The following is a 19,499-nucleotide window of genomic DNA, read 5'->3' as shown; positions in this document are numbered from 1 at the left end:
TGATAGTTGTTAACGACCAACCACTAACTACTAACTACTAACTACTAACCACCTGCATTACAGGAATATCAATCAAGAATTCAGCCCCTTCATTTAGTTCAGAAATACAACGTAATTTGCCTCCATGCTTTTCTACAATTTGGTGACTGATAGAAAGACCTAAACCCGTTCCTTTTCCTACAGGTTTTGTTGTGAAGAAAGGAGCGAATAATTTCGATTGTACTTCTTTTGTTATACCTACTCCATTATCTTGAATAGAAATTTGTACCCAATCATCTCCTATCATCTTTGTTCCAATAGTAATGGTTGGTAGATATTCGTTAGCACTAAATTTAGCAGATTGACGACAGGATTCTTCTAACGCATCAATAGCATTGGATAGTAAATTCATAAATACTTGATTGAGTTGTCCAGCAAAACATTCTACCAAAGGTAATTTGCCATATTGTTTTCTAATTTCAATACCTGAATGTAATGAATTCGGCTTAAACCGATGCTGCAAAATCAATAAAGTACTATCTAATCCCTCATGAATATCAACAGCTTTCACTTGAGCATGATCTATACGAGAGAAATTTCTCAAACACAACACAATCTCACGAATTCGCTCAGCACCAAGTTTAAGAGAAGAAAATAGCTTGGGTAAATCTTCAGCAATAAACTCTAGATCTACTACCTCGGCTTTTTGTTGAATTTCTAGATTGGGTTCGGGATATTGCTGTTGATAAAGATTGAGCATTTCAATCAAGTTTTGGGTGTACTCATGGATATGAGTGAGATTACCATAAATGAAATTAACTGGATTATTAATTTCATGAGCAACTCCAGCGACGAGTTGTCCCAAACTAGACATTTTTTCGCTGTGAATCAAATGGGCTTGAGTTTGTCTCAAATGATCTAGGGCTTGAGAAAGTTGTGTGGCTTGTTGCTGTGTGCGTTGAAGTAGGACTGCATGTTGTACTGCAACTCCTAGTTGAGAGGCAATTTGATTCACAAATTCAATTTCTGATTCTTGCCACTCACGAGTTTTATTGCATTGATGAATACACAACAAACCCCAAAGTTTCTCTTGCTTAATCATGGGAACGACTAAATTGGCTCTTATACGGAAGCGAGATAGCATTGATATGTAACAGTCATCTAACTCAGAGTTATAAATGTCAGTCACTGCATGAACATATCCTTGACAAAATTTCTCTGTATATTTTTCGCCAATACAACGATCGTATACTTTTGCTGCTAAAGTTGATGGAAAATGAGAAGCAACGTCTTCTGCAACAACTTCACCACCATCGTAGCTAGATTCAGAATAAAACTGAAAAATCACAACGCGATCGGCATTTAAAACACGACGTAATTCTTGAGTCGTTTTTTCAAAAATCACTGTTAATTCTATTGATTCTCTAACTTTAGTAATAACGCCTGCCAAAGTTTGCTGTCTTTCTGCAACACGTGCTAGTAATGTTGCTTGCGATCGCACTTGCTCTAAATACTGAGCTTGTTGTAATGCTACCCCAAGCTGAGTTGCAATCTGCGTGAAAAAGTCAACTTCCAAAACCTCCCAATGGCGAATATCACTGTGTTGATAAGCTCCTAATAAGCCCCATAACTCTTGACCTACAAAAATTGGAGCAATCATAAACGCTTTAACATGAAATTGTTCCAGTGAATCGATATGACACTGTGCAAATCCCATGCTGTAAATATCATTAACTACAAAAGTCTCATTGTTACGATAACGCCCGCCTTGAGTTTCCTGTAAGTGCGTGTCATTCCATACAGTGCCTACCCCAAAATTAACATTTTTCTGCCATCGAGAACTTGTGAATTCATACTCGCTTACAAACTCTCCCCCCCAATCAGAATTAAAGCGGTAAACTGCTAAGCGATCGCTCTTAAGCAATTGACAAACTTCCTCAGTCGTGGTTTTAAAAATGGTTTCAACATTCAGCGACTGTCGCATTTTGGCAATGATCCGCGCAAGGGCTTGCTGTCGTTCAACCGAACGCTCTAGTTCCAGAGTCGAGCGTTGCAGGTTAGTATTGGTTTGTTGTAATTCCGCAGTACGATCGCGAACTTGTTGCTCTAGATTTGCATTCAAGGCTTGCACTTGTTGATACAATCGGTACTGCTTCACCGCATTTGAAAATCTTTCTCCCAATGCTTGTGCTAGCTTTAATTCTGTTTCCACCCATTGTTGTGCTTGTCCAGTTTTCAGTTCTCGCCATGCTGCAAAGGATTGACGTGGCATGAGTTGCCGAGAATCAGTATCAACGCATCCCGCCCAAACCGTTTCAATATTTATCTCATCGCGGAAAATGGTCAAGCAACCAACCACAGTGGAACCATACTGGAGTGGTACAATTAACAAACCCCGAATTTGCGTTGCTTGGAAGCAAGGGGTCATCGACCGGAATAAGGGTTCTTTGTATATATCAGCTATTGCCCACAAATTCGAGCTTGTACTAACTTCGTTAGCTGGAGGAGTCAAAGCATAAATAGCTCTCATCCAATTGACCGACCATAACTTAGTTCCAGGCTGTTCACAATTCTCAACGTTTGGAACAGTAGAGTAAAGATATTTTTGCCACAATCTATGCTCTTCAATATGTCTACTTTCATCTAGCTGGGTTGGCTGCTCCCCACAGGTGTAAATTTCTGAAAGGAGATCCACCTCCGGTAGTAAATAAAGCCTTCCTCCAGAACCGTGAAAAACAGCAACTGTTTCTTCAAGAGCAAATTGAAGTTGGACAACAGGTGTAGTATACAATCGCTCGGTAACTCGGTTCATAATAGCTTCTTGACGAGCTTGCTCTCGAACGCGATCGAGCAAAATTGATTGCGAAATTGCAATTGTAACCCGATCCACCACCGCCTGAATAAATTGTAATTCTAGCTCTGTAACAGACCGTGCTTCTGAGTGGTGAGAAACCAATAGCCCCCACAACAGAGACGATTGCCGTAACGAAGGTAATGAATCTTGTCCGGTTTCCTGACTTTCCAAAACAATTGGTACAACAACGGAAGACTTCACCCCCATTGCTGTCAAATATTCTATATGACAAGGATCGACAGGACGATAGCGAATATCTTGATTTTCCAAAGTTTCTCCTGTATCTGGGCAATCAAGAAGACTGATACCAATCTCGTGTGTTGTCAGATTCACAATAGTTCGTTGGCGTGCTCGAACATATAGTTCGCGGGCGTAAAGCGGAATGTCATCCGCCGGAAAGTTTAGCCCTAGCAAAGGAGGTAATCGCCCTTCTTGAATGGATTCGGCAATGACTAACCCATGCCCATCCGGTTGAAACTGGTATATTTTGACGCGATCTGTACCAAGAAACGAACGGACTTCTGCAACCGTTGTGGACAAAATCTCTTGTAGTTCCAAAGATTGCCGAATCCGGTTTGCAATGCGGTGTAAAAAGACTTCTTGAGTTAAACTCAACTGTTCTAGGAGCAAATTTTCCATAAGATTTTCTTTTGTTAATTTCTAAAAAATTTTGGTACAGATAATTTCTATTTTGGTAATAAATCTCTATATAAACCAGTCGTAAAAATACGGACTTTTTCAGTGACCAGTGACCAATGACCAGTGACCAGTGACCAGTAACCAGTGACCAATGACTAATGACATTTTGGAAAAATTATGTGTAAGAAATATTGAATTGAATATACAGTGTTAAAATGTTACAAGACGTGGTAATATTAACGACCAACAATTAAATAAAGCTCAGTTTAGTTCCATCTCGATCGTTAAAATAAAAATTCGTTACTAGGTTTGTAAACCACACGCCCGCGAACCACTATGGAAATCATTAGATACTATTATTCAGAGTCAGCAAATAAACTGTTATCTGGCAATCCCTATGCACCTATTAAATTAAGTGGAAATTTTTTGACACAGATCGATTGGATGAAACTATCTAGCACTACGGCAAGGCATTTTTTGGCTGTAGCCTTAACCTTGTCTGTTTTCGGTATGGCAGAACAGGCTTTAGCTGCTTGGGAAGTTGGCAGTGATGGACCTGAAGTTGCTACCATTCAAAGGTGTTTAAAAAAATTAGGGTATTTCAATGGTAAGGTAACAGGTAAATTTGCTTCCAAAACAGAAGAAGCTGTCAGAAGTTTTCAACGAGATAACAGACTTCCTACTGTTGGAAAAGTAGGTACTCAAACGCAAAAACTTTTGCGATCGCAATGTCAAAGCAAAAAAATTTCTGGTGGTCGTGTCGATGAGGGTTTGCGACGGGGTAGCAGAGGTGCATCTGTTAGAAGGTTGCAGCAAGATTTGCAACGTTTAGGATTTTTCAACGGTGCCATAACAGGTTATTTTGGCTCAGAAACAGAGCGAGCCGTTTCTCAATTCCAACAATCTTATAGCATTAGCCCGGATGGCATTGTTGGTACGAGAACACAAGAAGCTATTCGTGTCAGTTTAAACCAACCTAATAATTACCCACCGAATCAACCTAATAATTACCCACCGAACCAACCTAGTTTCCCGTCAAATCAACCCGAGTATTACCCACCGAACCAACCTAGTTTCCCGTCAAATCAACCCGAGTATTATCCACCGAACCAACCCGGTTTCCCACCAAATCAATCCGAGTATTATCCACCGAACCAACCTAGTTTCCCACCAAATCAACCCGAGTATTATCCACCAAACCAATCTGGTTATTCAGATAACATTAGAGGTTCATATTTAAAACAGGGTGATTCCAGTCAAGAAGTGAGAAAATTGCAAGAAGACCTGCAGCAATTGGGTTATCTTCGTACAAATCCCACGGGATACTATGGTCCCACAACTCAAGAAGCGGTGGCACGTTTCCAACAAAATTCTGGATTGAGAAGCAATGGTGTTGTAGATTCACAAACCTTAGCCAGAATAGCAGATGCTTTGCGAGGAGGAAGCAATTCAGCAAATTCTAATTGTTCGGTCGATCGAGGTGATATTTGTTTGGGCGAAAGAAGTCCGCGTGTCGAAATCTTACAACGGCGTTTGCAAGATATAGGATTGTTTCAAGGTAGAATCACTAACTATTACGGTTCGGCAACTAGGAATGCTGTTGCTCAATTTCAAAGAAGTCGTGGACTTGAAGCCCATGGATTTGTAAATTATCAAACTTGGCAAGCATTGGGATTAGATAATCCAGAAAATTACCCTAGTAATTCTGGTGGTTATCCTCCTGAGTTTCCTGGTAATGCAGGCAATCCTCCCGAATGGACTGCCAGACGAGAAAATCGCTATGTTGTCGTTGTACCAATTCGCAATTACGACACTTTGAGTAGAGTCCGTCAATATGTACCTTCTGCTTTTCAAGCAGACTCGCGACTGGGTACTTATGTCAATGCCGGACAATATAGCACTCGCTCAGAAGCAGAAAAACGGTCAGAATATTTGCGATCGCAAGGTCTAGATGCACGGGTTGAATATTTTTAATCAGTGACCAGTGACGAGTGACCAGTGACTAGTGACCAGGGAACCTTATCTCTTGAAAGTATTTTCTCTCTCAAGAGAAAGATGTGTTACTGGTCACAACTTATGTTTAAATAAAGAAGTTTAAATTTTGAGAAATAATATTTTGTCAAGCTTCCATCAAAATAGTGTAGGGGTGCAAAATGCTATCAGAGAAAGAAGCGATCGCGATCCTTGAAGAAAATAATATGAAGCCTAGTACAATTCAACAACAAGGGCGAAAAACCCTAGTTGCCAAGCTAACTAATGGCTATTCATTTATTATCAAAAAAGATGAGTCAATGCCCCGTTATTTATGTGCTTACCTCAACTCCAATAAAAATGGAGATTTGATGACATGGAACAGACTTGAGAAAAATTCTTTGCTTTTGGCTATTAAAAGTGTACATGAATTTTTGGGAATTCAACCTCAATGGAAAGTGGAAAGCGATCGTTTGATGACTCCTATAACTATTGCGTTTTTATCTTTACTTATCAGTACGGGATATCTCTTTGGTAGCAAGTTAGCTTATTGCAATGCTCAGAACTTAGATATGCAGTTATCTCAACCCGACCAAGTATCAATTATGAGTGAATAAAAATTTTGTACCTTGTATCTTGTTTCTTGTGGTTGTGTCTTGTTTCTTGTCTCTTGTGTCTTATATCTTGTTTCTTGTGCTTTGTATCTTGTTTCTTGTGCCTTGTATCTTGTTTCTTGTGGTACGGGCGTCCCCGCCCGTCTTCTGAATGTACGGGCGAGGACGCCCGTACCACTGTACCACAATTAAGTGGTCTATTAACCTGAAAACCAGAAGTACAAGAAGTTAAGTATCTAAACCAACTTGCTTACTGGTCAGGTGTCAGGTGTTAATAGTGATTGCCTGACTTACGATGGTGAACAGCAGTCACGCCCTCGTTATCTAGCAACTTACCATCTTTGACAACAGCATAAATCAGCCAATGATCGCCGCATTCCATACGATTTGTTACAGTACACTCCATGTATGCAAGTGCATCAGTTAGGATTGGACAACCATTCTCAGCCTCTTCTGTTGCAACATCAACAAATCGGTTTTGTCCGGGATCAAAGGGTTTTAAGAAGTGCTTCATCAAACCCAAATGATTGCCTTCTTTCAAAACATTGAGAACGAATTTGTTGCCAGAGTGTGTCAGCAATTCGACCGCACGGTCTTTAGCCACCGCAACGGTTAATGCAGGAGGATTAAAGCTTGCTTGAGATACCCAAGAAGCTAACATAGCACTGGAAATCTCTTCTTGCTTTGCTGTCAATACGCACAGCGAACCAACAATTCTCCCAACAGCTTGTTCTGTTGTGGTAGCAGGTACGCTTTGAGAACGTACTTTTTTAGCTTTCTTCAGTGCTTGGGCAAAGTCAGTTCCTGCTTCTTCACACATTTGTAAAGTGGTATCATTTGGTTTGAACTTGACTCGGATAGTTTCAAAACCAAAACGATAACCTGCATCTTTCAACTTATCTTCCAGGAAATCAACGGCTTCCCCACTCCAACCAAAAGAACCAAACACGCCAGCGAGTTTGTTGTTTGTCGCAGTTGAAAGAACAATACCAAGTGCTGTTTGAATTGGCGTTGGTGCATGACCGCCTAGTGTTGGGGAACCAATGATAAAGCCGGATGCTTTTTCCAAAGCTGTCCGAATTTCCTCTGGTTCAGCAGCTTCACAGTTTATTGATTCTACCGCAACACCCGCTTTAGTAATACCACGTGCGATCGCTTGAGCGAGAGTTGCGGTATTCCCGTAAGCGGAAGCATAAATTAATGCCACAGAAGTATCTTGAGATGTTTGCTGTTGACTCCACTGATAGTAAGCCTCGGTGAGATCGAGTAAGCTATAACGTACTAAAGGGCCATGTCCGGTTGCATACACTCTCACGGGAAAATCAGAAAGTTTCTCTAACGCTGTCTCAATCTGACGAGCATGAGGAGCCATTAAGCAATCATAGTAATAGCGTCGATCTTCTTGAAATATTTCCCAACCTTCATCAAAAACTTGGTCGCCACAAATATGTGCGCCAAATAACTTATCTGTATAGAGAATTTCTGTTCGTGGATCGTAAGTACAGAGTTGATCTGGATAGCGAGGGTTAGGAGTCGGAATGAATTGTAAAAGATGTTCTTTCCCTAAGTCGAGAGTGTCTTCCCCTCGCATGACAAGAACTGGTAAATCTGGGTTTTCCAAAGCACCGCGCAAATTGATTGCTCCTGGGTTAGAACAAACAAAGGTAATTTGAGGTGCAATTTCGAGCATTGCTTTCAAAGTTGCAGCGCGGTTGGGATTGACATGACCCAAAATTACGTAATCAACAGACTGTAAATCAAACCGCTTTTGCAGTGCATCCAAATAAATTTCTGTAAATGTTTCCCCTGGAGGGTCGATAAGAGCAGTTTTATCCCCTTTGATTAAAAAGGAATTAGCTGTCGTACCTTTTGCCAGAGCATATTCAATTTCAAATCTTAAGCGAGTCCAACTGCGAGAACGGAATACAGTGGTATCCGTGGCAATGGGTAGAACTTGAACGTCACGGGGTTTTGTGGAAGTCATTGCTTTTTGGTTAGTAGTTAGTCGTTAGTAGATAGTGGTTAGTTGTGATTCCTACTAAGGGATGGCCAAGAAATAAATTATCCATCTTGTGGTACTGGCTTCTAGCCCGTTCTTTATTGGTGACGGGCGAGGACGCCCCGCAGTCGCACGCCACTTGCTACAACGGGGGGAACCCCCGCAACGCAGTGGCTCCTCAACGGGGGGCTTTGGGGTTCCCTCTGGGGTTGGGGGGAAACCCCCGCACGGTGAGCCAGCGCTGCAGGAGGGTTTCCCGACCTAGGCGACTGGCGAACCCCGAAGGGGCGCTGCTCTCCGTACCACAAGAGAAAGGTGGTTATTTTTTTATTTGGAAGTCCCTAACAACTAACAATCAATAATGGTTTCCAACTTTACGATGGTGAACGGCGGTGAGGGCTTCTGTCTTGCTCACCCGTCCCGCATATACTGTGCTGTACACAACCCAGTGATCGCCACCGTCCATTCTACTGATGACTTCGCATTCCATATATGCCAAAGCTTCTGTAAGGATGGGTGCTCCATTTTCTGCTTGTTGGGTTTTGACTCCTTCAAAACGGTCAGCACCGGGAGCAAATCGTTTGAGGAAGTGCTTCATCAAGCGTTGGTAATTATCTTCTTCTAAGACATTGAGTACAAACTTGTCGCCCACTTGCATAAGCGATTCAATTGCCCTATCTTTAGCAACCGCTATTGTTATACCTATAGGTTTAAAACTGGCTTGGCTCACCCATGAAGCTAACATCGCACTGGAGACATCACCCTTTTTCGCAGTAATGATGTAAAGCCCGCCACTAATTCTACCTAAGGCTTTGTCGAGGTCAGCACCTAAAGATCTCATCTGCTTGATACTGCGAGCGCGTGTCACCCATTGTCCCAAGTCCGTTCCTGCTTCTTCACAAAGCTTGTAAGTGCTTTCTGTGGGCGTTTGTTTAATCCGAATCGCTGGAAAGGCTGTTATTAAACCTAAATTCCGGAATTTACTGAGTAACGGGTCAATTGGTTCGTCATCTCCACCTCCTGACTCAAAAATTCCGAGCGCTTGTTTTTCATTAGCAGAACCTAAAATGGTACTGAGAGCACCTTGGATCTGAGTTGCATCTGAAGCTGGAGGCATTCCAATGACAATTCCAGCACAACGACTGACAAGTTCTCGCAATTCTACCATGTCACCAACAGCACGCAAATCTACCAGTTCCACAGCAACGCCTGCTGTTTTTGTGATACCTAAAGCGACTGCTTGAGCTAGACGATCGCTGTACCCGTAATCTGAGATGTAAAACACCCCAACTGTTGTTTCTGCTTTAGTTTGTGTTTTGCTCCAATTGCGGTACCGTCCGGTTAATTCTTCAACATTATGATATAATAAAGGACCGTGACCTGTGGCTATTAGGCTAATCTTTTCCAATTCAGCCATACGCTTGAGCGCAGATAGTACAGAACGGGCATTAGGAGCCATCAAGCACTCATAGTAATATTCAAAATCGGCTTCAATCGCTTTTAAATCTTCGTCATAAGTACTGTCCGAGCAGTAGTGCAACCCAAAAGCGTCACAGGTGAATAGTGTTTGGGTTTTGTGGTCAAAGGTAAAGATGGTATCAGGCCAGTGTAAATTGGGTGCAATCACAAATTCTAATTCGTGTCCGTTGCCCAAATCCAAGCGATCGCCATTTTTCACGATTTGCCGTTTAAAAGGCTGATGTACTAAATTTTCCAGGAATTGAATAGCGACTTTAGAACCAACAACAGTAATATCTGGAGCCAGTTGTAAAACATCTTTAACTAAACCACTGTGGTCTGGCTCGGTATGGCTGATAATTAAATAGCTAATGTCGGTAGGATTTACCAAACCCGTGAGGGTATCTAAATACAGTCGGCGAAACTTTTCGTGTGAAGTATCTACTAACGCTATTTGCTCGCCGCGTATGAGGAATGAGTTGTAGGTAGTTCCATTTTGCAGACCGAACTCAATATCAAAGCGGTCTCGATCCCAATCCAGAGAGCGAATTGCTGTTGTGTCGGAAGCAATATCGACAACCTGTACGGTCAGCCTTTTGTTAGTTTTTTCGGTAAGTGCTACCATATTATCCCCTCCTATGCGAATGAGTATTTATTACTCTTGTTCTATTGTGACACGAGATTTTTGTAACGTTTTATTAAATTTTCTATTTTTTGGTTAAAAAACTATATGAGAAAGACTGGGGACTGGGGACAAGTACTCAATAACTCGTCTTCCTAAACCCTAACCCCTAATCCCCAATCCCTTAAAAAGCAGAATGGCAGACAGTACTTTGTGGCTAGCATTAATGATAGGGAATTCCCGACTGCATTGGGCGTGGTTGACAGACACACGTATTTATGCTTGGGACACAGACCATTTGCCACCAAAAGTCATACACCAATTATCTAACTGTAAAACATTAGAGGACTTCATTACTCATTTTCCTTCCTCCCCTTCTCCCCCACTCTCCCCCACCTCCGTTCCCTCTCTCCTCCTAGCTTCTGTGGTTCCCAGCCAAACAGAACTCTGGCTGTCTTACCCAAATGTTCGGGCGATCGCCTTAGACCAAATCCCCTTACAAGGTCTTTATCCTACACTGGGAATCGATCGCGCCTTAGCTCTATTGGGTGCAGGAGAGAATTGGGGTTTTCCCATGTTAGTTATTGATGCGGGAACAGCACTAACTTTTACAGGTGCAGATGCTAACAAGCGTTTAGTTGGCGGTGCAATTCTTCCTGGGTTGAATTTACAGTTGACGACTCTCGCTCAAAAAACCGGACAATTACCAATTGTTGAAGTACAAGAGCAACTTCCACAACGGTTTGCTTTAAAGACTGAAGAAGCCATACAAAGTGGAGTTATTTACACTCTGATTGCTGGAATCAAAGACTTTGTTGAAGCGTGGTGGCGGGATTACCCTCTCGGTAAGATTGTCATGACAGGAGGCGATCGCACTTTGTTAATAAAGTATTTGCAAGCTCAGTTTCCTGAGATTGCACCACGTTTCTATGTGGAAAAGAATTTGATTTTTTGGGGAATGCGAGCAGTTGTTGCTAAAGTTTAGATAGATTGAGTATGCACTGCTGATACCCTAAATGCTCTAGAATTATTGGGTCTTGTTGAAAGATTAGCAACTCTCATTTTTTTTGAACGATTGAGACGGGCGGTGAGGAGCAACAGGGTGAGTAACGGCGATCTAGTGCGAACAGGTATTACTGGCTTAGATGATATTTTCTTAGGTGGCATTCCCAGAGGTAATGTAATTCTGGTAGAAGGGGAAGCTGGGGCGGGGAAGACTCTACTTGGCATTGAGTTCATCTATCGAGGCATTATCGAGTATGACGAACCTGGTATTATTGTCGTATTTGAAAATAGCCCGCGAAAGCTGTTGCGTGATGTTGCAAACTTTGAATGGAATCTAGAGGAGTTGCAGCAGCAGAACCGATTGCGGATTATTTTTACGACTCCCCAAGTGCTAGAACAAGAACTGCGCTCGGCGGATAGTTTGCTGATAGAGACCGCAACTGAACTGGGAGCGCGACGGATTTTTATTGATGGGATTGCCTTACTCCGTCCAACCATAGTTAATGGGGATTCCCCATTATCCAACGGACTTAGTTCCTACCGCGAACTCTTGCTGCAGGTGATTGAGGGGATCGACCGGGAAGGGCTTACCGCCATGTTTTCTCATGAACTTGCAACTCGTGGAGAGCCAGCCCTGACTCTAGATGTGGCTGAGTTTTTGGCAGATACTGTTATCTCGCTCAAACGTGGGGATTATTCGCAAGGTATTTATCGTCGCCTGGAAATCCTCAAAAGCCGAGGACAGGACTTTGAGGCAGGGGTACACACACTACGAATCACTTCTGGTAGAGGGTTAGAGGTGTTTCGTCGGGTACAGTGTCGGATACATACGGTTGGCAGTCAACCAACTTCTACCGTACAGCGATCGGTGATTGGCAGTGCGCCACTAGATGACCTCACAGGCGGTGGGCTTTATAACGGGTCTGTCACCTTAGTTGTAGGTGCTTCGGGTACGGGAAAGTCTGTTCTAGGGTATCAAGTGCTGGTGGAAGGAGCGCTTTTGGGCAAGCGGAGCCTGCTAGTTACCTTGGATGAACATCCAGAACAAATTCTCCGCAATGCTGACTCGCTCGGTCTGAATATGCGATCGCAGGTGGAAGCTGGGATGATTCACATTCTGCACGACTCACCATTGGAGTTAGAGGTGAATGTTCACTTCGACATGATTGTCCGAACAATTGAGGAACAACAGATCGATCGCATCGTAGTGGATGGTATCACGACCTATAGCAATGCCATCCACGATCAACGAGTGTTCCGTGAGTTCTTTCACGCATTAATTGCTTTCACGAAAAATCGGTTAATGACAATTTTTATTAGTTATGAAAATCCGGAACTGTTTGGGGTAACCCGCTTCATGACCGATTCTACCGTAACCTCTGTAGTGGATAATGTTATTTTACTTAGCTACGTAGAACTAGGGAACGTCATGCATCGGGCAATTACAGTTGCTAAGGCGCGGGGCTGTAACCATCAGTACGTGACCCGCGAGTATCGAATTGACCGAGGTGGAATTATTCTAGCATTAGAGGACAGCACCGAAGGGCCAAACTTGCCCTTCGGTAGCTACTACAATTTACTGAGTCGAGCGCCGACTCGATTCAGTCGGAGTCACCGTTCTTTCACTTCTGAAATAGATGACTGAAACACAAATTACATGGTATAAAATCGAGAAGATTCAATCCCTCAAAGTCGAGTCAAGTGGGGGTAGTTCTGCCGCCTCCACTATACTTAAAGCAGTTTTCACCTAAATGAACCACAGCATTTTCTTGTGGTACGGAGAGCAGCGCCCTTCGGGTTCGCCAGTCGCCTGGGCGTGGGAAACCCGCCTGCAGCGCTGGCTCACCGTGCGGGGTTCCCAGAGTTGAGGCGACTGCGGAGCGTCCTCGTCCGTTGTAGATCAGAGGGCGGGCGAGGACGTCCACCCTACTCCATGTAATGAAAATGGCTGTAACTCGCATTCTAAAGCGTTTGCGATCGCATGAAGTCAGAGAAGTAGAGGAGAAACATAAGGTTTGGAAGACAGCCGAGACAAGATCGAAATCCAAAACGAACTGCGAACAGAGGTACGCGATACCCTGTTAAATCCTACACTCTGGCATCCTGTGCTTGAGGAATACGCTTTAGCAATGAATCTAGCTGTGGTATTGACGGATTCACAGGGACAGATGCTAGGAGAGTGCATTAATCCTCAACCAATTTGGAATTTTTTTCAGACTCAGATGAAGGAAAGACCAGGATGTCCTTTCTGTCTGCTTCGGTCTGTACCCTGTACTGCAATTGCAGATGCACTGCATCAAGGGGAGATAGTATTCACAAGCGATCGCCTGGGCTTGGCACATTTTGTCGTACCTTTGCAACTAGGCGAGCATCGACTAGGAACATTGATTGCAGGTCAAGTGTTCGACCAGTTCCCCGACCGATTGCAACTCCAATTGGAGCAGAACGCAAAACGATTAAATCTCTCACCCCAGCAAGTTTGGAAATTAGCCTCCCAACAACGCCCTGTGGCTCAAAAAACGTTGCGGATGTACGCGAAGTTACTGAGGACGTTGGGCAAGACCTTTATTGAAACTCGCTATCACACGCTAATGGAGAGCGAGCGCTCGGCGCTGTTATCTCGGTTATACGATCAATTGAGAAGAAGCGAACAGCAGTATCGTCTTCTTGCCGAGGCATTGCCCCAATTTGTTTGGAATTCATTGCCGGATGGTCAAGTCATATATTGCAACCAGTACTGGTATCATTATACTGGTTTGACTCCAGAGCAAACCCTTAACTTAGGGTGGGCAGTCGTTTTGCACCCAGACGATCGAGAACGCACCCAAGCTCTTTGGCAAAAAGCACTGAGAACGGGTGAAAGCTACGAAATTGAATATCGCTTTCGTCGGGCTGAGGACGGGCAATATCGCTGGCATTTAGGGTCTATCGGACCAGTACGCGACAGTACCGGTCAAATCATCAATTGGGTAGGAACCGCAATTGACATTGAAGATCGCAAGCAAGCGGAGGATACGTTGCAGCAACAGACCAAGCAATCGATCGAAGCTAACCGAGTTAAAGATGAATTTTTAGCCGTTCTGTCCCATGAGTTGCGCTCCCCCCTTAACCCAATTTTGGGGTGGTCAAAGCTGTTGCAAAGTCGTAAACTTGACGAGCAGACGACAATTCGCGCTCTAGAAATTATTGAACGTAATGCCAAATTACAAACGCAACTGATAGACGATCTGCTGGATGTCTCCCGCATTCTTCAAGGCAAACTCAGCTTTGATGTGTGTCCAGTCGATTTAGCAATAACGATTCAATCTGCTATGGAAACGGTGCGTCTGGCGGCACTTGCTAAAGAAATTCAAATGCAGGTCGAGTTTGAACCAGAGGTGGGGCAGGTTTTGGGAGACTCAAGTCGATTACAGCAAGTAATCTGGAATCTGCTCTCCAATGCTATTAAGTTTACACCTGAAGGCGGACGAGTAGATATTTACCTCCATCGTATCGAGACTCACGCCCACATTGTAGTCAGCGATACTGGTAAGGGCATTCACCCTGACTTTCTACCCCACGTATTTGAATACTTTCGCCAAGGGGACAGCACAATCACTCGTCAGTTTGGCGGATTGGGGTTGGGACTGGCGATCGTGCATCGTTTAGTCGAGTTACACGGCGGAACGGTTCAAGCAGAGAGTCCAGGTGAAGGACAGGGAGCTACGTTTACAGTAAAGTTACCACTGACGCAACAGCAACACACAACGCAACAAAATTTGGTGCAGTCTCAACAACCTTCAGACTTAAATACTTTGAAGATTTTAGTTGTAGATGATGACATAGATACGCGGGAATACATCACTTTCTTACTCCAAGAGTATGGAGCAACTGTGACTGCTGTGGTATCAGCAGTAGAAGCGCTGATTGCATTGAGTCAGTATCAGTTCGACTTGTTGATTAGCGATATTGGGATGCCGGAGGTGGATGGGTATATGTTGCTACAGCAAGTGAGATCTTCTTCGGTTCAGAACAGACAAGTACCCGCGATCGCCTTAACTGCTTATGCTGGAGAGATTAATTATCAACGAGCGATGGCAGCCGGATTTCAACAACATCTTGCCAAACCTGTAGAGCCAGAGCAGTTAGTTCGGGCGATCGTTCAGATTCTCCATCAGTCTATGTTGTATTCATCCTTCCCTAACAATCCAAACTAGCATACCAATTTTAATTAAACTTTAATATTTCGCCAATTTCTTGCAGAGGCAAAGCGGCTTAGATGCTTAATATTAGTTGTGGCAATAATAATCGAACGACCAGGGAACTCTTCTGTTAAAAGAATGCATTGAGTGCAAATAATGATGTCAACGTCCAAGCTTTTCGCATCTGCTGTTGGAACACCTTGAATTCGTGCTTCAGCCCAAAGTACAGATGCTTCTTTCAATAAAGTAGAAGTAATGGGAAGAAAAGTGATAATTCCCCGAAGCTCGTCTAAATTTTTTATTCCATTTATCTGAGGGTTTTTCTTGGCTTCAAGAACTAGACTTCTTCGTATTTCGTAATCGCACAACTCAGAAGTTAACACATAAATTCCCTTTGATAATAAGCCATATAGCCATTCTTCACATTCACTGACTTCACCTTCTTTATTTGGATTAGCTAAAATCCCCAAAATTCCTGAGTCGATAAAAACTATCATGTTTCTGAGTACAACTTCTGTCCGGGAAGGCGTTCTGAGTCAACAGTTTTTTTAAAATTTTCAAAGAATTCTGCTCGAAGCTTTGATTCATCTTCGCTCATGTTCTGATACCTTTCCCTACGCTTTTTCAGCAATTCTAAAGCTGTTAAATTTTTTTGTAACTGCTCCTCTCTATCCCATCCACTTTCATTACAAGAAGTTGGAAACTCTTGGTTTTCTCTTCTTTCAGAATCTAAATCAAATTGAAATCGCCTCATAAGAATTTCTACATCCTTTTTCTCTAGAGTAATAGGATGTGGATAACCTTCTAAAATGAGGTCGTAGCTTTCATCAACTTTTTGATTGGGTAGTAGAGCAATAAAGCGGGCTATATTGAGAATTTTACCACTAGGTAGTTCTATTGTTGTGTTCATAATATTTCATCCTTCCCTAACAATCCAAACTAGCATACCAAGGATGGGTTCGACAGGAGGTAGAGGATAATCCATTAAGTCAATTGTCACTGTTCTGTCTTCAAGTTTCATGAAACGCCACTGGGTTCCATTACTGATTACCCCGTAAATTGTGGAGATAGGTACTTCATTGATTTGATTAAACTGCTGAGCAGCAACCATTTCGGCAATACATTGTCCGATTCCTTCGTTAAGATTGTCCCGTTTGGCTTCAGCCAGAACCACTACTGGCGCTTCAATTTCGAGTTGTTCAACAGAACGACTGATAAGATAATCAACATAACCATTTAGTCCCTTTTCTGGAGCAACAGTAAAATCCCGTCCAGAGAACAGGCTGACTTGAAAGTTGAGAATCCGTCTCACTTCTTGTAATACAGGATAAACAATCGATTCACACTTCGCTCGTTCAGAACCAACAGCGATCGCCCACGGTAAATCCTCCAAAGCTGCTTGTAATTTAGTACTTGGTGAAATCATCTCAACTTGTGGCAAAAACCGTCCGCCTTCAACCGCGATTAAGTTAAAGTCTTTTTTAGCTTTTGCAAACGTAAAGTTGCTGTAAGGCATAGACTCAATTTTGTACTATTTGTCTTATTGTCGTGGATGTAGGACAGTTTGCCTAGCCGTAGAGCTTTATCACCTTTTACTATAGCAATCCTAAATCATTTGTAAACAATTTTAGGTACTGTAGGGTGGGCATTGCCCACCAACAGCAAACGGTGGGCAATGCCCACCCTACGTGTATTTTATAAATCGAATAGGATTGCTATATATAGTTAGAGTGTTTAGGACTTTAAAGCTATGAAATTTGATACATTATTAGGAATTCTGTGTGAATTAGATGGTTTAAGTTTAGAAGAATTGTTAGAAGTCAAACAAAAGGTTGATAAATTAATACAGTTAAAAACCTCAAATACTGCTACTTTTGGAAATACAACTCTTTTACGTCGAAAAGGTTCTTATTCCAAAACAATATTTGTTTCAGATTTGGTTGAAGATAGTGACATTGTTGTTTTATCAGAGCAGCAGATGAACACCCAAAATGATATGCAAGCTTTGGATTCAATGATTGCGCTTGTTTCGGAGTGGCAACAAGATGAATCAGGATATGATGAAGAAGTCTATCCGAATCTAGAAACTGCTTTAACTCGTAACCGGTCACTGGTCACTGGTCACTGTTAAACTGGTCACTGTTAAACTGGTCACCGATCGCTGTTAACTTAATAAAATCACGGATATCTCCAGCAATAATCCCGGCGCAAGACTCAGGTAGATCGTTAGCACCGTGAGCGATCGCCTTCAACTCTGCTTGAGAAAGGTACTGAGCATAGGCTCGGCTCATCTCCAGAACTTCTTTCGAGTCTTTTCCTCCTTCTAAAATTAAAACAGGAGCCAGTATTGAGGACAATCGCTCTTGCAACAACTCTGCTTTAATTTCTGATTTCTGACGTTGGAAGAGTAATTCACAGGCTGTGGGATAATTGAGCATTGCCTGACGTAACTTCCAATCTCGTGCAATTTGCTCATCCCAGCCAAAAATTTTAGTAATTGGGCGGAGTACTCTCAATATTTGAAACAATGTTGGTGGAAGCTTAACGAGCAGCCGCATTCTTTGCAAACGCTTTTGTTGTCCTTCAATTGCGATCCCTTCTGGTGATATCAACACCAAACCATAAACTTGTTCTGGATATTTCAAACTATAACTAGCCGCAATCCAACTTCCAAGGGAATGCCCTACCAAGTATACCCTTTCTAGCTTTAATGCTTGCAAAAATTCAGCCAGACACTCAACGTGTAAATCTATCGAATGGTGGATGTTTGGACTCTCAGATTCACCAAAGCCAAATAAATCTGGTGCAAAGCAATGGAAATTTGGCGAAAGCAATTCCATTAAAGACACCCATTGGCTGCTATCGTTCCACGAACCATGTAAAAAAACAACAGGAATTCCTGCACCAACTTCGCGCCAAAACAAAAGCCCCTGAGAGAGCTTTCTTCGGGAGTTACGGAATAGAGAGTCCATATTAGCTATTTAATATAGTCATGCACACTAGTGGAAATTATGAATGATGAATGATGAATGATGAAAAAATAATTCATAATTCATAATTTATAATTCATAATTCTCATGCCAGCGTGGTCAAACCATTTAAATAGTCTTGTAATTGGCGACTGTGATCGTGAGACATTTTCCCTGGTGGTAAGGAATTGACTGGAAAAGCTTGAATTTCCATAACTTCCAACGTGTCTTGAACAACCATATCTCCCCGTACATCAGCTTCCACAACTATACAAATCGAATGGATTCTGGGGTCGCGATCTGGTGCTGAGTATACACCAACCAAACGCCGAATCTTCACTAATTCCAATCCGGTTTCTTCCATCAACTCCCGTTCCACTGCACTCGGAACATCTTCGCCCCAATCCACCATACCTCCAGGCAATGCCCAAAGACCATTGTCTCGTCGTCGGATTAAAACAATCCGACCATCTGGTAATATTGGAATAATACTTGTCCCCGGAACTGGATGGCGGAAAATTATGCCAAGCACAGTTTGTCCAAATCGCCATAAACTACGTGTGGACTGAACAGCCACATCCATAAAAGCAAAATTATTCAATGTTCCAATTTGGGCTTCAAATTTAGGCTTGTAGTGTAGAGAACCTCACCACATCAAAATTTCTCAACAAAAATGCTGAGTTGCACCTCTAATAATAATAGCTGTGGTTTGGAGCTATATCTTAAAGATTATCTTAGAAAACACCATCCGACCACTATTCTCCACTCTCTTTAGCAAATAGCGATCGCGGGAAAATCCCACAACCAAGGTATGAAAATTATTATTTTTCGAGTCTCCATTTTCTAGTAGATAGGGCTATGTCGCACGTTTGATGTTGTAAGGCATAGCCCTACCTACGCTCTATTTTCCTGCCAGACATCGTAGGAAAATCCCACAACCTAGGTATGAAAATAATTATCTCCCCATGCCTAATGCCCAATGCCAAGATTTGACAGAAACTTTATAATGGGTTAGTATAGATTGCTGTTTAAAATATAGATGTCGCAAATCTAGGCGAGAAAAACAAGTAAGCTCAACAGTAGATACTGCCTACATCAACCCTAGAAGCGAGTTTTTGTTGTTTATTTAATGAGGTGAACATGGCTAAGCGCCGCAATCCGAAAAAAGAAAAGGCGCTACGGAACCAGGCGTATGCCCGAAAGTTTCG

At 42.6% G+C, this 19,499-nt stretch carries 15 protein-coding genes; 7 read left to right on the top strand and 8 right to left on the bottom strand.

Annotated features, from left to right (window positions below; translation table 11 throughout):
• Positions 1–37: 37 nt before the first annotated feature.
• Complete coding sequence (locus ACKTT2_RS26785; RefSeq protein WP_407892296.1) at positions 38–3,472, bottom strand: GAF domain-containing protein; 3,435 nt, start codon at positions 3,470–3,472, stop codon at positions 38–40.
• Positions 3,473–3,808: 336 nt separating this feature from the next.
• Between ACKTT2_RS26785 and ACKTT2_RS26780 the strand changes: the two genes are divergently transcribed.
• The gene (locus ACKTT2_RS26780) at positions 3,809–5,446 is read left to right on the top strand and encodes a peptidoglycan-binding domain-containing protein (RefSeq protein ID WP_407892294.1); all 1,638 of its coding nucleotides are present in this window, start codon (positions 3,809–3,811) and stop codon (positions 5,444–5,446) included.
• A gap of 179 nt (positions 5,447–5,625) precedes the next feature.
• Positions 5,626–6,060, top strand: a complete 435-nt coding sequence (locus tag ACKTT2_RS26775; RefSeq protein WP_407892292.1) for a hypothetical protein — start codon at positions 5,626–5,628, stop codon at positions 6,058–6,060.
• Between the two features lie 268 nt (positions 6,061–6,328).
• Here the strand turns inward: ACKTT2_RS26775 and ACKTT2_RS26770 are convergent, their stop codons facing one another.
• Positions 6,329–8,041, bottom strand: coding sequence for a diflavin flavoprotein (locus tag ACKTT2_RS26770; protein ID WP_407892290.1), 1,713 nt, complete (start codon positions 8,039–8,041; stop codon positions 6,329–6,331).
• 370 nt (positions 8,042–8,411) lie between these two features.
• Positions 8,412–10,139 carry a diflavin flavoprotein gene (locus ACKTT2_RS26765; RefSeq protein WP_407892288.1) on the bottom strand — a complete coding sequence of 576 codons (1,728 nt, stop codon included), beginning with the start codon at positions 10,137–10,139 and terminating at the stop codon, positions 8,412–8,414.
• A gap of 193 nt (positions 10,140–10,332) precedes the next feature.
• On the opposite strand from ACKTT2_RS26765, the gene ACKTT2_RS26760 reads away from it, so the two are divergent.
• The 3 genes from ACKTT2_RS26760 (at position 10,333) to ACKTT2_RS26750 (ending at position 15,337) form a co-directional block, all read left to right on the top strand.
• A complete protein-coding gene (locus ACKTT2_RS26760) occupies positions 10,333–11,121 on the top strand; it encodes a pantothenate kinase (protein ID WP_407892286.1) in 789 nt (262 codons plus the stop codon).
• A gap of 117 nt (positions 11,122–11,238) precedes the next feature.
• Positions 11,239–12,786 carry an ATPase domain-containing protein gene (locus ACKTT2_RS26755; protein WP_407892284.1) on the top strand — a complete coding sequence of 516 codons (1,548 nt, stop codon included), beginning with the start codon at positions 11,239–11,241 and terminating at the stop codon, positions 12,784–12,786.
• Between the two features lie 370 nt (positions 12,787–13,156).
• Positions 13,157–15,337 carry a hybrid sensor histidine kinase/response regulator gene (locus ACKTT2_RS26750; RefSeq protein ID WP_407892282.1) on the top strand — a complete coding sequence of 727 codons (2,181 nt, stop codon included), beginning with the start codon at positions 13,157–13,159 and terminating at the stop codon, positions 15,335–15,337.
• Between the two features lie 14 nt (positions 15,338–15,351).
• On the opposite strand, the gene ACKTT2_RS26745 is transcribed toward ACKTT2_RS26750, so the two are convergent.
• The 3 genes from ACKTT2_RS26745 to ACKTT2_RS26735 are packed head-to-tail and all read right to left on the bottom strand — an operon-like array spanning position 15,352 to position 16,838.
• A complete protein-coding gene (locus ACKTT2_RS26745) occupies positions 15,352–15,819 on the bottom strand; it encodes a PIN domain-containing protein (protein ID WP_407892280.1) in 468 nt (155 codons plus the stop codon).
• Entirely contained in the window at positions 15,816–16,232 is a 417-nt protein-coding gene (locus ACKTT2_RS26740) for a hypothetical protein (protein ID WP_407892278.1), read from the bottom strand. Before ACKTT2_RS26740 ends, ACKTT2_RS26745 begins: the two co-directional genes overlap by 4 nt.
• Positions 16,233–16,238: 6 nt before the next feature.
• Positions 16,239–16,838 carry a hypothetical protein gene (locus tag ACKTT2_RS26735; protein ID WP_407892276.1) on the bottom strand — a complete coding sequence of 200 codons (600 nt, stop codon included), beginning with the start codon at positions 16,836–16,838 and terminating at the stop codon, positions 16,239–16,241.
• Between the two features lie 234 nt (positions 16,839–17,072).
• Between ACKTT2_RS26735 and ACKTT2_RS26730 the strand changes: the two genes are divergently transcribed.
• Entirely contained in the window at positions 17,073–17,453 is a 381-nt protein-coding gene (locus ACKTT2_RS26730; protein WP_407892274.1) for a hypothetical protein, read from the top strand.
• Here ACKTT2_RS26730 and ACKTT2_RS26725 read toward each other — a convergent pair.
• The gene (locus ACKTT2_RS26725) at positions 17,437–18,294 is read right to left on the bottom strand and encodes an alpha/beta fold hydrolase (RefSeq protein ID WP_407892272.1); all 858 of its coding nucleotides are present in this window, start codon (positions 18,292–18,294) and stop codon (positions 17,437–17,439) included. The two genes, ACKTT2_RS26730 and ACKTT2_RS26725, sit on opposite strands and share 17 nt — an antisense overlap.
• Before the next feature lie 103 nt (positions 18,295–18,397).
• Complete coding sequence (locus tag ACKTT2_RS26720) at positions 18,398–18,874, bottom strand: NUDIX hydrolase (RefSeq protein ID WP_407892404.1); 477 nt, start codon at positions 18,872–18,874, stop codon at positions 18,398–18,400.
• A gap of 503 nt (positions 18,875–19,377) precedes the next feature.
• On the opposite strand from ACKTT2_RS26720, the gene ACKTT2_RS52380 reads away from it, so the two are divergent.
• The coding region (locus tag ACKTT2_RS52380; RefSeq protein WP_500691403.1) for an Asl3888 family RNA-binding protein at positions 19,378–19,499 on the top strand (122 nt) is incomplete at its 3' end.

Origin of the sequence: Scytonema hankhaensis NUACC26, assembly GCF_045865695.1 — a bacterium.
Lineage (GTDB): Bacteria > Cyanobacteriota > Cyanobacteriia > Cyanobacteriales > Nostocaceae > Scytonema.
The sequence above is the reverse complement of the archived record's forward strand: the minus strand, read 5'-3'. Positions and strand labels throughout refer to the sequence as shown.

What these genes read in the sequence shown, in the direction of transcription:
- ACKTT2_RS26785 (WP_407892296.1), bottom strand. Translation starts at nt 3,472, where the DNA reads ATGGAAAATTTGCTCCTAGAACAGTTGAGTTTAACTCAAGAAGTCTTT.
- ACKTT2_RS26780 (WP_407892294.1), top strand. Translation starts at nt 3,809, where the DNA reads ATGGAAATCATTAGATACTATTATTCAGAGTCAGCAAATAAACTGTTA.
- ACKTT2_RS26775 (WP_407892292.1), top strand. Translation starts at nt 5,626, where the DNA reads ATGCTATCAGAGAAAGAAGCGATCGCGATCCTTGAAGAAAATAATATG.
- ACKTT2_RS26770 (WP_407892290.1), bottom strand. Translation starts at nt 8,041, where the DNA reads ATGACTTCCACAAAACCCCGTGACGTTCAAGTTCTACCCATTGCCACG.
- ACKTT2_RS26765 (WP_407892288.1), bottom strand. Translation starts at nt 10,139, where the DNA reads ATGGTAGCACTTACCGAAAAAACTAACAAAAGGCTGACCGTACAGGTT.
- ACKTT2_RS26760 (WP_407892286.1), top strand. Translation starts at nt 10,333, where the DNA reads ATGGCAGACAGTACTTTGTGGCTAGCATTAATGATAGGGAATTCCCGA.
- ACKTT2_RS26745 (WP_407892280.1), bottom strand. Translation starts at nt 15,819, where the DNA reads ATGATAGTTTTTATCGACTCAGGAATTTTGGGGATTTTAGCTAATCCA.
- ACKTT2_RS26740 (WP_407892278.1), bottom strand. Translation starts at nt 16,232, where the DNA reads ATGAACACAACAATAGAACTACCTAGTGGTAAAATTCTCAATATAGCC.
- ACKTT2_RS26735 (WP_407892276.1), bottom strand. Translation starts at nt 16,838, where the DNA reads ATGCCTTACAGCAACTTTACGTTTGCAAAAGCTAAAAAAGACTTTAAC.
- ACKTT2_RS26730 (WP_407892274.1), top strand. Translation starts at nt 17,073, where the DNA reads ATGAAATTTGATACATTATTAGGAATTCTGTGTGAATTAGATGGTTTA.
- ACKTT2_RS26725 (WP_407892272.1), bottom strand. Translation starts at nt 18,294, where the DNA reads ATGGACTCTCTATTCCGTAACTCCCGAAGAAAGCTCTCTCAGGGGCTT.
- ACKTT2_RS26720 (WP_407892404.1), bottom strand. Translation starts at nt 18,874, where the DNA reads ATGGATGTGGCTGTTCAGTCCACACGTAGTTTATGGCGATTTGGACAA.